Genomic DNA, 13926 nt, shown 5'->3' with positions numbered 1-13926 from the left:
GGTGGATTCCGCTCCTCGTTGGCGCAAGCGGACGCCTCGGCTCGAAATCCACCCCGCAGGGGGCTGCGCCTTGCTAGAACTCGACGCCGGGCATGGCTTTGACACCGGCGGCGAAGGCGTGCTTCACCAAGCTCATGTCGGTCACCGTGTCGGCGGCCTCGACCAAGGCCGGCGGAGCGGCCCGGCCGGTGACGATCACGTGCTGATGTTGCGGGCGGGCCAGCAAGTCGGCGACGACTTGTTCGACCGCGAGATAGTGATACTTCAGCGCGATATTGAGTTCGTCCAGAACGACCAGGCCGATCGAAGGATCGCCAAGCATCGCCCTCGCCTTTTCCCACGCCGCTTCGGCGCTCGCGACGTCACGCGAGCGGTCCTGCGTGTCCCAGGTGAAGCCGTCGCCCATCACGTGCCAGGTGACGTCCGGCTGACGGCGGAAGAAGGCTTCCTCGCCGGTGTCCGAACGGCCCTTGATGAATTGAACGACACCCACTTTCATGCCGTGGCCGAGGGCGCGCGCGAGCACGCCGAAAGCAGCGCTCGACTTGCCCTTGCCGTTACCGGTGTTGACCAGCAATACGCCGCGTTCGATCTGCGCCGAGGCGATCTTTCCGTCCACCACTTCCTTCTTGCGCTGCATGCGCGCCGCGTGGCGGGCGTCCTTTTCGGTTTCTGAGTTGTCCATGTTCATTCCGGAATGAAGACGGTCCGCCCATCGGTTTCGATGCAGCGGATCGGATGATCGAAGGCATGGCTGAGGCGCTCGGGCTGCAGTACGTCGCCGCTCGCGCCGGCCGCAACGCCGCCGCGGCCGTCGAGCAGGATTACGTGGTCGGCGAAGCGGGCGGCGAGGTTGATGTCGTGCAGCACCATCACGACGCCGCGCCCGTCACGCTTGAGGCGCGCGAAGAGGTCGAGCACGGCGATCTGGTAATGCAGATCGAGGTGGTTCGTCGGTTCGTCGAGCAGGAAGAGCTTCGGCGCCTGCGTCAGGAGCGTCGCGATCGACACGCGTTGGCGTTCGCCGCCGGAGAGGGTGAGGATGTCGCGCGCGGCGAGTTCCGCAAGGCCGACCGCGGCGAGCGATTCGTTCGCGATCTCGATGTCATGCGCGCTTTCCCAGCCCCAGCGTCCGAGGTGCGGGTGGCGGCCGACCAGCGCGGTCTGCAGCACCGTTGCCGAGAAATGGTCCGGCTGCTGCTGCGCGAGCAGTCCGCGGAAACGCGCGGCGGCGAGGCTGTCCCAGTCGGCATAGGGACGGCCATCGAGGCGGACGCTACCCACCGTCGGCGGCCGCAGCCCGGCGAGCGTATGCAACAGCGTCGTCTTGCCCGCGCCGTTAGGCCCCAGCAGCACGAGGCATTCACCCACCGCGAGGCGCAGGCTGAACTCGCAGCATAGCCAGCGCCCATCGATCTGCAGCGCGAGTTTCTCCGCTTCGAGGAGGATCGGCGCGTCTGCACTCATTGGCGGACCCTCATGCACGGGGATGGCGCGACAGCAGGAACAGGAACACCGGCACGCCGATCAGCGCCGTCAGCACGCCGACCGGCAACTGCGCAGGCGCGATGACGGTCCGTGCGGCGGTGTCGGCGAGGGTGAGCAGCGTGCCGCCCGCGAGCAAGGATGCCGGCAGCAGCAGTCGCTGGTCGTTGCCGAAGGCGAAGCGCACGAGATGCGGCACGATGAGACCGACGAAGCCGACCGAGCCGACCAGCGTGACGGCCGCAGCCGTGAGTAGCGACGCCAGCAGGTACAGCAGGTAGCGCAGGCGCTGCACGCGCACGCCCAGCGCCTGCGCCGCGATCTCGCCGCGCGCGAGCACGTTGAGGTCGCGGGCGAAAGGCATCACCACCGCGAGGCCCACGAGCAATACGAGCAGCGCGGGCCACGGCCGGCTCGCGCCGCTCGCGTCGCCCATCAGCCAGAACAGCATCGACTGCAGCCGCGTGTCGGTCGCGAGCGACAGGATCAGCGTCACGGCCGCGCCGCAGCCCGCCGCGACGATCACGCCGGTGAGCAGCAGCCGCGTCTGCGTCCATGAGCCGTCGCCATGCGCGAGCCCGAACACCAGCAGCGTCGCCGCCAGCGCCCCGGCGAAGGCGCCGCCGTCGACCACCCACGGCGCCAGGCCGAGCAGCATCGCCAGCAGCGCGCCGACCGCCGCCCCGCCGGAGATGCCCAGCACGTAGGGGTCGGCGAGCGGATTACGGAGCAGCACCTGCATCAGCGCGCCGGCGAGCGCGAGCAGGCCGCCGCACACGAAGCTCGCCACCGCCCGCGGCAGGCGCAGCTCGCGCACGACGTCTGCCGCCATGCCGTCGGCGGCCCCGAAGAGCGCGCCGAGGACCTCGCCGAAACCGATCGGCAGGTCGCCGGCCGACAGCGCCCAGGCGAAAGCCAGCCCCGCCGCGACGATGAGCGTGGCGAGGATGGTCAGCACGGGCGGACGCGTCACGCTGTTGCCCCCTCTGTCACCACTCGGGCGGGCGTCAGAACGACAGCTTCGCGCCGAGCTTCCAGGTACGCTCGAAGTCGACCGGATATATCGCGTCGTCGCGCACCCAGGTGCCGTTTTTGTAGTTGAACAGGTTGGATACGGCCGCATACAGCTCGACCTTGTTCAGGCGATGGCGATAGGCGACGTCGGTCGACTGGTAGGCGCGCTGACGCTGGGCGTTGTTGTTGTCGAAGTCGTTCGCCGCCCAGGTCTTGCTGCGCCAGGTGTGCGAGACGTAGAGATTGCCCTGGTCGCCGACCGCGACATTCAGGCCCAGCACGACGTTGTTGCGCGGCACGCCCGGCAGTTCCTTGCCATCGAAGGCGCCGCCGCCCATGTTCTCGCGGTCGATGATCGCGCGCGTCCACGAGTAGTTCAGCACGCCGGTCAGGATCGGCGAGATGCGCCAGGTGTCCTGCACTTCGAGGCCGTACTTGTGCGACTTGTCGATGTTGGTGTTGGTGAAGGTCGACGCGTTGAAGTAGATCTCGTCGTTAAGATCGGCATGGAAAACGCCGACTTTCAGCCGGTTCGTCGGCAGCACATGGTTGAATCCGAGCGTCACGGTGCGGACCTTCGCCGGCTTGATCAGGCCGTTGAAGATGGTCTCGAAGGTGACCGGGTCGAAGGCGAAGAAGCGGTCGATGTCCGGCGCCTGGTAGGACGCGTTGTAGTTGCCGAACACCGACAGGACGTCGTCGATGCGGTAGTTCGCGCCGAGGTCCCACGACGACAGCTGCTTGTCGTCCTTCAGCCGCGAGCCGAAGGACGGATCGTACTCATACTCGACCCGCTCGCGCCGCGCCCCCGCAGACAGCGTCAGCCGGCCCATCTCGTACTGGCCCTGCACGAACACCGCCTCGTTCTTCTTCGTCGTTTCGCTGAAACCGTCGGTGCGCTCGCCGTCGAAGGTCTGCACGCCGGTGGTCACTGCCAGCGCGTCGCCGAGGTACTGCAGCGCGATGTCGTCCGACAGGTAGCGGGAATCGGTACGGAAGCTGAACTGCAGGAATTCCGAGCGCTTGTCTTCGTCGTTGTGACGTGCTGTCAGGCGCCAGTTGGACGCGAAATCGTATTCGGCGCCGACCGCCCAATAGCCGTCCCGGAAGAACTGGTGCGTGTAGTTGCGGCCCGTGTTCATTCCCGGATCGTCGCGGAACTGCGCGAGCGTCAGCGAATTCGGGTAGCGCAGGTCGATGCGCGCGTCGCCCGTGTCGAGGGTCAGCTTGAGGCGGTCGATGGGGCGGCCTGTCAGGCTCGCACGCCAGTTGTCGGAGGTCGACTCGTCCTTGTGTCCCGACGGATCCTTGTCGCTGAAGCCGCCATGCTCGGTGTGTTCGGCGGTCGCAGAAACCGTGAAGCGCTCACCGACGTAGCCGGCGTAGCCGCTCGTGCCAAGGGCTTCGTGGTTGCCGACATTGACGTCGATGCTCGCGCCGGTGCGCGGCTTGGTGTAGATCTGGATCGAGCCGGCGGTCGCGCCGTCGCCGTACGCGACCGAGCCGCTGCCCTTGGTGATCTCGATGCGGTCGATATCTTCGAGCGGAATCGCACCGACCAGCTGCGGCACCATGTCGATGTTGTTGAGGCGGCGTCCGTCGATCGAGATCACGACGTTCTGGAAGCCGTCGTTGGTGCCGTAACCGCGCATGTTGATGCTGGGCGTGAAGCGGTTGCCGAAGTTCGGCGTCAGCTGCACGGACGACTGGCGATTAAGGTAGTCGACAAGCGAAGTCGCGCCCGAGCGCTCGATGTCCTTGCGGGTGTGCACTTCCGAGGCATAGGTCGCGGCGACGTCGGGGGTGTCGATGCGGTTCGCGGACACGATCACGGTTTCGCCGACGGCCTCGTCGGCCGCGAGCGCGACGGAGGCAAACGGAAAGGCAGCAGCCACCGCGACGGCGGTTGCGGACAAGCGGATGTTCATTGGGGATTCTCCCTGCACCGGAGTCAGCGTCCCCGCTCCCCGGTCATTTCAACAAGGAAGCGTCCGCCGGGCATACGCGCCGGGAGCCGCGAAACACCACGCCCGTCGCCGCCACCCCGCGGCACTTCCGCCATCGCGTGTCGAGGCCGGTATCCGGGCTCGTGGGCTGGCCGTCGCTCGTCGCGAGCGCCGGACCGGTCGCATCGCCTTCCCGGACGTCCGTCCAGTGGCGGTTGGATGCGCCTTGCGTCCACTTACCGTTGCGGGGGCAGCACAGGCCTTGTCGCACCGGCATGAGAGCCGGTCACGCACCTGTTTCCCGTTTAACCCTAGGCACTAACGCCGTCGGGCACCTTACACACGCACACCCCATTCGGGGCGCGAGGGCGGATAATACCCTGTTTACCCTGTTCCATCACTTTCCGCAGCGCGGAAAACCTTCGCAATTCCAAGGACATGCCCGCACACCTGATCCTCGGCGGCGCCCGCTCCGGCAAGAGTCGCCTCGCCGAAAACCTCGCCCGCGCCAGCGGCCTGCCGGTCACCGTGATCGCCACCGCCGAAGCCCTCGATGCCGAAATGGCCGCCCGCATCCGCCGCCATCGCGACGACCGGCCGAGCCACTGGCGCACTGTCGAAACCCCCGTCGCACTCGCCGAGACGCTGCGCGACGAGGCCCGCGAAGGCCGTTGCGTGATCGTCGACTGCGTCACGCTGTGGCTGCTCAACCTGATGGCCGGCGCCGAGAACCTCCCCGAACCGCCCGACGCCGGCAGCCTGCAGCAACTGCAGGCCGAACGCACCGCTCTGCTCGACCTGCTGCCCGAGGTGGCAGGAGAGGTGCTGCTCGTCTCCAACGAAGTCGGCCTCGGCCTCGTCCCCGAAACGCCGCTCGGCCGCCTCTTCCGCGACGAAGCCGGGCGCCTCAATCAGGCGCTGGCGTCCGCCTGCGCGCGCGTCACCTTCGTCGCCGCCGGGCTACCGCTCGTGCTAAAGGGAAACGGGTAAGGGCTTTCCGGTAGCTCGGGTCGAATATCGACTTTCCCGCCCGAAAAGGGGCACTCGAAGTGCATTTAGTTTGCCCCAAGCGTCCGGCGAGCCCATACAATCGCCGATGGACAAGAGACTGGCAGAGAGACGCAAATGTTCGGCGGCGGGAAGACTCGGCACAGCTTACACAAACCGCTAAAAGGGACTGGGCAAGCAGTAGCGTCCTCCTTGCTCGCCATCCTGGCATTTGCAGCGACCGCGAGCTTCGCCGCAGACACGGCACCGGGGTCGGCCGCCTCGTTCCTCACCGGCGGAATCGCCGGCGTCATGTTTTATCTCGGCGCGCTCGCAGCCGTCACCGTCTACAACGGGGTGCTTTTCGTCACCGGCCGCGACCGCTGCTACCTGCAGTACGCGTTGTTCACGCTCGGCATCGCCGCCGCCGAAATCGGATGGAGCGGCGTAGGCAGGGGGCTCTTCGGCTGGTCCGGCTCATGGCCGGACATGCTCCTTCCGACCGGCTTCGCCATCGCAGGCATCGGGGGCGCGCTCTTCATGCGCGAGGTACTGCAGACGCCCGTGCAAGCCCCGCGCCTCGACAATGCGCTGCGCCTGTTCGCAGCGATCTTCGCCGCCGTCGCCTTGATCGGGTTCGTCCTGCCCTTCGGCTTCGTCAACACCTTCCTGGCCTTTGCCGGCCCGCTCTTCGGGGTGCTCGCGATCGTGTCCGCGATGCGCTGCCGCAAGCTGAACACGCCGGGGGCGCGCCTGAACGTCCTCGGATGGACTGCGTTGCTCGCTGGCGTCATGGTGCTGATCGGGACACGAATCGACGTCCTCAGCGACAGCGCGCTGACCTCAGGCGCAACGCCGGTCTTTTCGGCGCTCGGCATCCTCATGCTTTCCTTTGCGCTGTCCGAACGCGCCGGGGCGCAGGTTCGGGAACTCGCCATCGACCAGGACGAGGCCCTCGCGAATGCGCAGCAGCAGATCGAAGCCCTGATTGCGGCCGAGCACACGCTCACGCAGAGCCTCAGCCTGCGCAACCAGGAAGTCGACCAGCTCACGAGGCGCCTGCAGGAAAGCGAGCACCGTTTCCAGCAGATGTCGCATCTCGACCCCTTGACCGGCGTCGCGAACCAACTGCTGCTCACCGACCGCATCGAGCAGGGGATCATCCGCTCGAAGCGCCACAACACCCGCACCGCCGTGATCATGGTCGACGTCAATGGTTTCCAGGCGCTCTTCGAAACCTTCGGCCAGGACACGACCGACGCGCTGCTGAAGATGATCGCGACGCGCCTGCGCGGCATCGTGCGCGAGCAGGACACGGTGGCGCGGCCCGACAGCGACGAATTCGTCATCGTGCTCGAGGAAGTGTTCGACGCGGAAGACCTGCAGCGCGTCGTCGCGGCACTCGCAGAGGAATTCGCGCAGCCCTTCCGCATCGGCGACGAGATCCTGGACGTCTCGGTCTCGCTGGGCAGCGCGATCTACCCCGACGGCGGCACCGATGCCTCGGCGCTTCTCAAGCATGCGGCCAAGCTGATGCGGCGCAGCAAGGAAGGCAAGCGGCTCAATCAGCGCGAAACGGGCGGCGGTCGCGGCTCCGTCGCTGCCTGGCCCACAAGCGGGTAAACGGACGAAGGGGCGTGCTAACATCGCAGCCCTTCAAGGACACCGTCACGAGCCCGCCATGCAGATCACGATTTCCGCGCCGAACCAGACCCTCGCCACCGAGCTCCAGCACCGCATCGACCGCAAGACCAAGCCGGTCGGTGCTCTCGGCCGGCTCGAAGCGCTGGCGCTGCAGCTGGGCCTCGTGCAGCAGACGCTGACGCCGGAGATCCGCCAGCCGCACATCATGGTGTTCGCCGGCGACCACGGCGCTGCGCGGGCCGGCATCTCGGCCTACCCGCAAGACGTGACCTGGCAGATGGTCGAGAACTTCCTCGCCGGCGGCGCCGCGATCAACGTCTTCTCGCGCCAGATGGGTCTCGGCCTCACGGTCATCGACGCTGGCGTCAATCACGACTTCGGCCAGCGCGCCGGCCTGATCGGCGCGAAGGTCGGGAACGGCACCGAAAATTACCTCGAAAAGCCCGCGATGAGCGCCGAGCAACGCGACGCCGCGCTCGCCCGCGGCCGCGAACTCGCGCATGCGCTGGCGGCCAACGGCTGCAACGTCGTCGGCTTCGGCGAGATGGGCATCGGCAACACGGCCGCGGCCTCGCTGCTGACGCACTGCCTCACCGGCACGGACCTCGCGACCGTCACCGGCCGCGGCACCGGCCTCGACGACGCCGGGCTCGCCCGCAAGCGCGAACTCCTCGGCCAGGCGCTCGCCCGCGGCGGCCGCCCGACCGACCCGCTGCAGGCGCTCGCCGAATACGGCGGCTTCGAGATCGCGATGATGGCGGGTGCGATGCTCGGCGCGGCCGAAAAGGGCATGGTCCTGCTGATCGACGGTTTCATCGTCACGTCGGCACTGCTCGTCGCGCACGCGATCGCCCCCGAGATCCTCGGCTACTGCGTATTCGCGCACCGCTCGCAGGAGCCGGGCCACACCGCCCAGTTGAAGCACTTCGGCGCCGATCCGCTGGTCTCGCTCGACCTGCGCCTCGGCGAAGGCACCGGCGCGGCGCTCGCCTTCCCGCTACTGCAGGCCGCTGCGAACTTCCTCAACGAGATGGCGAGCTTCGACTCCGCGGGCGTCAGCGACAAGACCGCCTGACGCGCACGGCGCGATGCGCTACCAGCTCGAACTCTTCTTCACGGCGCTCGGCTTCTTCACGCGCCTGCCGGTCCCCGCCTGGGTGCCGTGGTCGCCCGAACGGCTCAACCACGCGGCGCGCTACTTCCCGCTCGTCGGCTGGGTCGTCGGCGGGATCGGCGCCGCGAGCTTTCTCGCGTTCGCGCAGATCCTGCCGCCTTCGCTCGCGGTGCTGCTGTCGATGGCGGTCACGATCCGCGCGACCGGCGCCTTCCACGAGGACGGCTGGGCCGATGCCTGCGACGGGCTGGGGGGTGGCTGGAGCAAGGAGCAGGTGCTGACGATCATGAAGGATTCGCGGATCGGCAGCTATGGCACGATCGGGATCGTGCTGATGCTGCTGGCGAAGGCGGCGGCGCTCACCGAACTCGCAGCGCGTGGGCACATGATCGCCGCCGCTGCGCTGCTCGCCGCGCACCCGCTGTCCCGGCTCGCCTCGACGAGCCTGATCCACACGCTGGAATACGTCCGCGAAGACCTGAGCTCAAAATCCAAGCCGCTCGCGCGCCAGCTCACTCACGTGGAACTCGCGATCGCCTGCACCTTCGGCCTGCTGCCGCTCGCGCTGCTCGCACCCTTGCAAGGCTTTGCGGCACTCCTTGCGACCGCCACCGTGACGGTCTGGGCCGCGCGCCTCTTCGTGCGGCGCCTTGGCGGCTACACCGGCGACTGCCTCGGCGCGCTGCAACAGGCAGCCGAACTCGCCTGCTATCTCGCGATCGTCGCGGCATGGAACTTCATCTGATCCGTCACCCGCGGCCGGACGTGGCCGCCGGTGTGTGCTACGGGCAGTCCGACGTCGGGATCGCCGAAGCCGCGGAGGCAGTTGCCGCGCGCCTGCGCCCGCTGCTGCCCGAACGCTTCGTGCTGCACGCGAGCCCGCTCGCGCGCGCGCGCCTGCTGGCGGAGGCGCTCGGCGAGCCGGTGCTGGACGCACGCCTCAAGGAAATGCATTTCGGCGACTGGGAGCTACGCCCCTTCGCGGAGATCGGCCCCGCGATCGACGCCTGGGCACAGGACCCGCTGGGTTTCCGCGCGCCCGGCGGCGAGTCGGCGCGGGACATGGCGGCGCGGGTGCTCGAATGGCTGGACGTCCTCGTCGCGGCCGCGCCCGCCGATCCGGTCGTGATCGTCGCCCACGGCGGACCGCTGCGCGCGATCGCCGGCCACCTGCTGAAGATGCCCGCCGAACACTGGCTCGCACTCGATTTCGCCTGCGGCCACGTCACCCGCATCGACGTCGAAAGCTGGGGCGTGGTCCTCAAGTGGTTCAATCGCTGAACGATCCGGCACCCGGCTGCGTGGGATGACCCGGTTCGTGGGATAATTGCAGACTTTTCAGCGCCCTGGGCGTTCCGGAACTCAATGCTGCCTCCCCTGCCCGACTTTTCCGCCGGTCGCATCCTCATCGCCGGCGACGTGATGCTCGACCGCTATTGGCATGGCTCGACGACGCGGATTTCGCCCGAAGCGCCGGTGCCGGTCGTGAAGGTCGAAGGCGACGAATACCGGGCGGGCGGCGCCGGCAACGTCGCGCTCAACGCGGCTTCGCTGGGCACGGCAACCTCGCTGGTCGGCCTCGTCGGCCGTGACGAGGCCGCGCGCCTGCTGCGCGAACGCCTGGTTGACGGGAAGGTCGCCTGCCATCTACTGGAGGCGCCGCAACACCCGACGATCACCAAGCTGCGCATCATCAGCCGTCACCAGCAACTGATCCGGCTCGATTTCGAAGATAACTTCGCAGTGCTCGACAGCGCCGGTATCGAACGCGAGTTCGGCGACGCGATCGACGCGTGCGGCGCGGTCGTGCTGTCGGACTACGGCAAAGGCACGCTCGCGCAGGTCGGCGAGCTGATCGCCATCTCCCGCAGCCGCTCGGTGCCGGTCGTCGTCGACCCGAAAGGCACGGATTTCGCCCGTTACCGCGGCGCGACGGTGATCACCCCGAACCTCACCGAGTTCGAAGCCGTGGTCGGCCACTGTGCCGACGATGCGACGCTGCGCGAACGCGGCGCCGCGCTGCGCGATGCGCTCGGACTTGAAGCGCTGCTGATCACGCGTTCCGAACGCGGCGTAACCCTGCTGCAGCAGGGCCAGGCCCCGCTCGACCTGCCGACGCGCGCGCGCGACGTGTTCGACGTCACCGGCGCGGGCGATACCGTCGTCGCCGTGCTCGGCGCGGGCCTCGCCTGCGGCCTGTCGCTGCCGGATGCGACCGCGCTCTCGAACATCGCCGCCGGCATCGTCGTCGGCAAGCTCGGCACCGCGACGGTCAGCCTCGACGAACTGCGCGCGGCCCTCGCCGCGGCGAGCTGAACGGAGGAAACGCCATGTACATCGTGACCGGCGGCGCCGGCTTCATCGGCAGCAACATCGTGCAGGGCCTCAACGCCCGCGGTATCACCGACATCCTCGTCGTCGACGACCTCAGCGACGGCCACAAATGCCTGAACCTCGCGGACGCCGACATCCGCGACTACATGGACAAGGACGATTTCCTGCGCCGAATCCAGGCCGGCGAGGAGTTCGGCACGGTCGAGGCAGTTTTCCACGAGGGCGCATGCTCCTCGACGACGGAATGGGACGGCCGCTTCGTGATGGGCGTGAACTACGAGTACAGCAAGACGCTGCTCGGCTGGTGCGTCGCGCGCGGGCTGCCCTTCCTGTACGCCTCGTCGGCCTCGGTCTACGGCATGGGCCCGAATTTCCGCGAGTCGCGCGAGTTCGAGCGCCCGCTCAACATGTACGCGTACTCGAAGTTCCTCTTCGACTGCCACCTGCGCCCCCAACTGCCCGGCCTCAAGAGCCAGGTCGCGGGCCTGCGCTACTTCAATGTCTACGGCCCGCGCGAGCAGCACAAGGGCAGCATGGCGAGCGTCGCCTTCCACTTCAACAACCAGCTGAACGAATGCGGCCGGCTGCGCCTCTTCGACGGCTGCGACGGCTACGGACCGGGCGAACAGCTGCGCGACTTCATCCACGTCGACGACGTCGTGGCGGTGAACCTGTGGCTGCTCGACAACCCTCAGGTGAGCGGCATCTTCAACGTCGGCACCGGCCGCGCCCAGGCCTTCAACGCGGTCGCCCGAGCGACGATCAACTGGCACGGTGGCGGCGGCATCGATTACATCGCATTCCCGGACCACCTCAAGGGCCGCTACCAGAGCTTCACCGAAGCCGACATCGGCGCGCTGCGCGCGGCCGGCTACGACAAGCCCTTCATGCCCGTGGAGGATGGCGTTCCGCGCTACCTCGACTGGCTCGCGCAACGCGCGTGAACAGACTGCTTCATTCGATGACCCCTACGTTTCCGACCCCGCAGGCACGGCTGCGTGCATGGCTCAACATGCACATCGTCGACCACGGTTTTTTCCGTGCCGCCTACAACAACTTCCACGACCTCGGCGGCGGCATGTACCGCTGCAGCCAGCCGAGCCCGGCGCAGATCCGCAGATACCACAAGCGCTACGGCATCCGCAGCATCGTCAACCTGCGCGGCAGCAGCGAATACGGCTCCTACGAACTGGAACGCGATGTCTGCCGCGAGCTCGGCATCACGCTGCACGACATCCGCCTGCATTCGCGCATCCCGCCGAGCGCCGAGCGCGTGCGCGAGCTGCGCGATCTCTTCGAGATGATGGAGTATCCGGCGCTGATGCACTGCAAATCGGGCGCCGACCGCGCGGGGCTGGGCGCTGCGCTGTACCGCATCTTCCACCTCAAGCACGCGGTCGCCGATACGCTCGAAGAACTGTCCTGGCGCTACGGCCACTTCAAGCAGGCGCGCACGGGCGTCCTCGACTTCTTCCTGATGAGCTATCTCGCGTACAACGCGCTCAAGCCGATCGAGTTCATGGACTGGGTCCAGACGGTGTACGACGACCGCAAGCTCAAATCGCAATTCCGCGCCGAAGGTTGGGCGAGCCTCGTCGTCGACAAGGTCCTGCACCGCGAATGAAGCAAGCCTTTGCCCTGTACCGCCGCCTGCTGGCGAGCGTCCTGCCCTACCGCAAGGTCGTCGCGGTGTCGGTGATCGCGATGATCGCCGCCGCGTCGCTCGAGCCGGTGATGCCGGCACTCTTGAAGCCGCTCGTCGACAAGAGCCTGATCGCGAAGGACCACTCCGCACAGTGGCAGGTGCCCCTCTTCCTGATGCTCGCCTTCCTCGCGAAGGGCCTTGCCGAGTACGCCGCGAGCGTCTCCAGCCAGTGGGTCGCGAACAAGGCGATCACGGATCTGCGCCAGCGCGTCTATCGCCACCAGATGCACCTGCCGCTGTCCGTGCACCAGGCCGAGGCGCAGGGCCGCATGATGTCGCGCATCCTGTACGACATCCCGCAGGTCGGCAGCGCCCTGTCGAACGCCTGGATCATCGTCGTGCGCGACACGCTGGTGATCATCGGGCTCGCGGGCTACCTGCTGTGGACGGCGTGGGAGCTGACGCTGCTGCTGCTCGCGATCGCGCCGGCCGTCGCGTGGGCGATCCGCAACGCGAGCCGCAAGCTGCGCGGCGGCAACCGCGCGATGCAGGAGACCGCCGCGAACATGACCGGGACGGTCGGCGAAAGCCTCGCCGGCATCCGCGAGATCAAGCTCTTCGGCACCCACGAGCACGAGGATCGCCGCTTCGCCGACATCTCGGAGCGGCTGCGGAAAGAGACGATGCGCACCGTGCGCATCTCGTCCGTCAACGTGCCGCTGGTGCAGGTGCTCGCGGCGACCGCGGTGTCGCTCGTGATCTGGGTCGCCTCCGCGCTGTCGGCGCAGGACCGCCTGACGCCCGGCACCTTCGTCGCCTTCGTCGCCGCGATGGCGATGCTGTTCGAGCCGATCCGGCGCCTCACCAACGTCAACACGGTGATCCAGAAGGGGCTCGCCGGCGCGCAGAGCATCTTCGAACTCCTCGACCGCGAGCCCGAACCGGATGCCGAGGGCGCCGATGGCCCGCGGGCGCGGGGCTCGCTGCGCTTCGAGAATGTCGGTTTCCGCTATCCCGGCCAGACCGAGCCCGCGATCCGCAACTTCACCCTCGACATCCCGCCCGGCAAGACGATCGCGCTGGTGGGCGCCTCGGGCAGCGGCAAGACGACGACGATCCAGCTCATCGCGCGCTTCTTCGAACCCGAATCCGGCCGCATCCTGCTCGACGGCGCGCCGATTGGCGAAGCGCCGCTCGCATGGCTGCGCGCGCAGATCGCGTGGGTCGGCCAGCAGGTCGTGCTCTTCGACGACACGGTCGCCGCGAACATCGCCTACGGCCGGCCGGACGTCGCCGAAGCGGACGTGGTCCGCGCGGCACGCCATGCGCACGCGATGGAATTCATCGAGAAGCTGCCGCAGGGCCTCGCCACGCGCGTCGGCGCGAACGGCAGCCAGCTCTCGGGCGGACAGCGCCAGCGCATCGCGATCGCGCGTGCCTTCCTGAAGGACGCGCCGATCCTGCTGCTCGATGAGGCGACCTCGGCGCTCGACAACGAGTCGGAGCGGGCGGTGAAGGAAGCGCTCGCCGAGCTGCGCCAGAACCGCACCGTGCTGGTCGTCGCACACCGGCTATCGACGATCCGCGACGCGGACCTGATCGTCGTGATGGAGCACGGCCGCATCGTCGAACAGGGCAGCCACGCCGAACTGTCGGTCGCGGGCGGCGCCTACGCGCGGCTCCTCGCGAGCGGCGAAGGCATCGCGCCGGAGGCCGAGTCGCTGCCGCAGGAAGCCGCCCCCCAGCGCTCCTGAGCG

At 67.9% G+C, this 13926-nt stretch carries 13 protein-coding genes and 1 riboswitch; of the genes, 9 read left to right on the top strand and 4 right to left on the bottom strand.

What is annotated here, in order from left to right:
* Nucleotides 1-73 precede the first annotated feature (73 nt).
* Genes cobO through AZKH_RS03025 form a run of 4 tightly spaced genes read right to left on the bottom strand, consistent with a single transcriptional unit; the run spans nucleotide 74 to nucleotide 4427 of the window.
* Nucleotides 74-691: a cob(I)yrinic acid a,c-diamide adenosyltransferase gene (cobO, locus tag AZKH_RS03040; RefSeq protein WP_015434269.1), complete on the bottom strand. Its 618-nt coding sequence runs from the start codon at nucleotides 689-691 to the stop codon at nucleotides 74-76.
* A complete protein-coding gene (locus AZKH_RS03035) occupies nucleotides 688-1467 on the bottom strand; it encodes an ABC transporter ATP-binding protein (RefSeq protein ID WP_015434268.1) in 780 nt (259 codons plus the stop codon). The genes cobO and AZKH_RS03035 overlap by 4 nt, the downstream gene beginning before the upstream one ends.
* 10 nt (nucleotides 1468-1477) lie before the next feature.
* On the bottom strand, nucleotides 1478-2458 hold the full coding sequence (locus AZKH_RS03030; protein ID WP_015434267.1) for an iron ABC transporter permease: 981 nt from the start codon (nucleotides 2456-2458) through the stop codon (nucleotides 1478-1480).
* 34 nt (nucleotides 2459-2492) lie between these two features.
* Nucleotides 2493-4427: a TonB-dependent receptor gene (locus AZKH_RS03025; RefSeq protein WP_015434266.1), complete on the bottom strand. Its 1935-nt coding sequence runs from the start codon at nucleotides 4425-4427 to the stop codon at nucleotides 2493-2495.
* 126 nt (nucleotides 4428-4553) lie between these two features.
* A riboswitch (cobalamin riboswitch) is annotated at nucleotides 4554-4799 on the bottom strand.
* A gap of 84 nt (nucleotides 4800-4883) precedes the next feature.
* Here AZKH_RS03025 and cobU point away from each other — a divergent pair.
* The 9 genes from cobU (at nucleotide 4884) to msbA (ending at nucleotide 13923) form a co-directional block, all read left to right on the top strand.
* Nucleotides 4884-5435, top strand: coding sequence for a bifunctional adenosylcobinamide kinase/adenosylcobinamide-phosphate guanylyltransferase (gene cobU, locus AZKH_RS03020; RefSeq protein WP_015434265.1), 552 nt, complete (start codon nucleotides 4884-4886; stop codon nucleotides 5433-5435).
* Between the two features lie 210 nt (nucleotides 5436-5645).
* The gene (locus tag AZKH_RS03010; RefSeq protein ID WP_015434264.1) at nucleotides 5646-7055 is read left to right on the top strand and encodes a diguanylate cyclase; all 1410 of its coding nucleotides are present in this window, start codon (nucleotides 5646-5648) and stop codon (nucleotides 7053-7055) included.
* Between the two features lie 58 nt (nucleotides 7056-7113).
* Nucleotides 7114-8151 carry a nicotinate-nucleotide--dimethylbenzimidazole phosphoribosyltransferase gene (gene cobT, locus AZKH_RS03005; RefSeq protein WP_015434263.1) on the top strand — a complete coding sequence of 346 codons (1038 nt, stop codon included), beginning with the start codon at nucleotides 7114-7116 and terminating at the stop codon, nucleotides 8149-8151.
* 13 nt (nucleotides 8152-8164) lie between these two features.
* A complete protein-coding gene (locus AZKH_RS03000) occupies nucleotides 8165-8935 on the top strand; it encodes an adenosylcobinamide-GDP ribazoletransferase (protein WP_015434262.1) in 771 nt (256 codons plus the stop codon).
* Nucleotides 8920-9471: an alpha-ribazole phosphatase family protein gene (cobC, locus tag AZKH_RS02995; RefSeq protein WP_015434261.1), complete on the top strand. Its 552-nt coding sequence runs from the start codon at nucleotides 8920-8922 to the stop codon at nucleotides 9469-9471. Before AZKH_RS03000 ends, cobC begins: the two co-directional genes overlap by 16 nt.
* An 84-nt stretch (nucleotides 9472-9555) precedes the next feature.
* Complete coding sequence (gene rfaE1 / locus AZKH_RS02990; RefSeq protein ID WP_015434260.1) at nucleotides 9556-10506, top strand: D-glycero-beta-D-manno-heptose-7-phosphate kinase; 951 nt, start codon at nucleotides 9556-9558, stop codon at nucleotides 10504-10506.
* Nucleotides 10507-10520: 14 nt separating this feature from the next.
* The gene (gene rfaD, locus AZKH_RS02985; RefSeq protein WP_015434259.1) at nucleotides 10521-11468 is read left to right on the top strand and encodes an ADP-glyceromanno-heptose 6-epimerase; all 948 of its coding nucleotides are present in this window, start codon (nucleotides 10521-10523) and stop codon (nucleotides 11466-11468) included.
* Nucleotides 11469-11485: 17 nt separating this feature from the next.
* Entirely contained in the window at nucleotides 11486-12148 is a 663-nt protein-coding gene (locus AZKH_RS02980) for a tyrosine-protein phosphatase (protein ID WP_051071727.1), read from the top strand.
* Nucleotides 12145-13923, top strand: a complete 1779-nt coding sequence (msbA, locus tag AZKH_RS02975; RefSeq protein ID WP_015434257.1) for a lipid A export permease/ATP-binding protein MsbA — start codon at nucleotides 12145-12147, stop codon at nucleotides 13921-13923. The genes AZKH_RS02980 and msbA overlap by 4 nt, the downstream gene beginning before the upstream one ends.
* Nucleotides 13924-13926 lie beyond the last annotated feature (3 nt).

This window comes from Azoarcus sp. KH32C (assembly GCF_000349945.1).
GTDB lineage: Bacteria > Pseudomonadota > Gammaproteobacteria > Burkholderiales > Rhodocyclaceae > Aromatoleum.
This window is presented reverse-complemented; position numbering and strand designations above follow the sequence as displayed.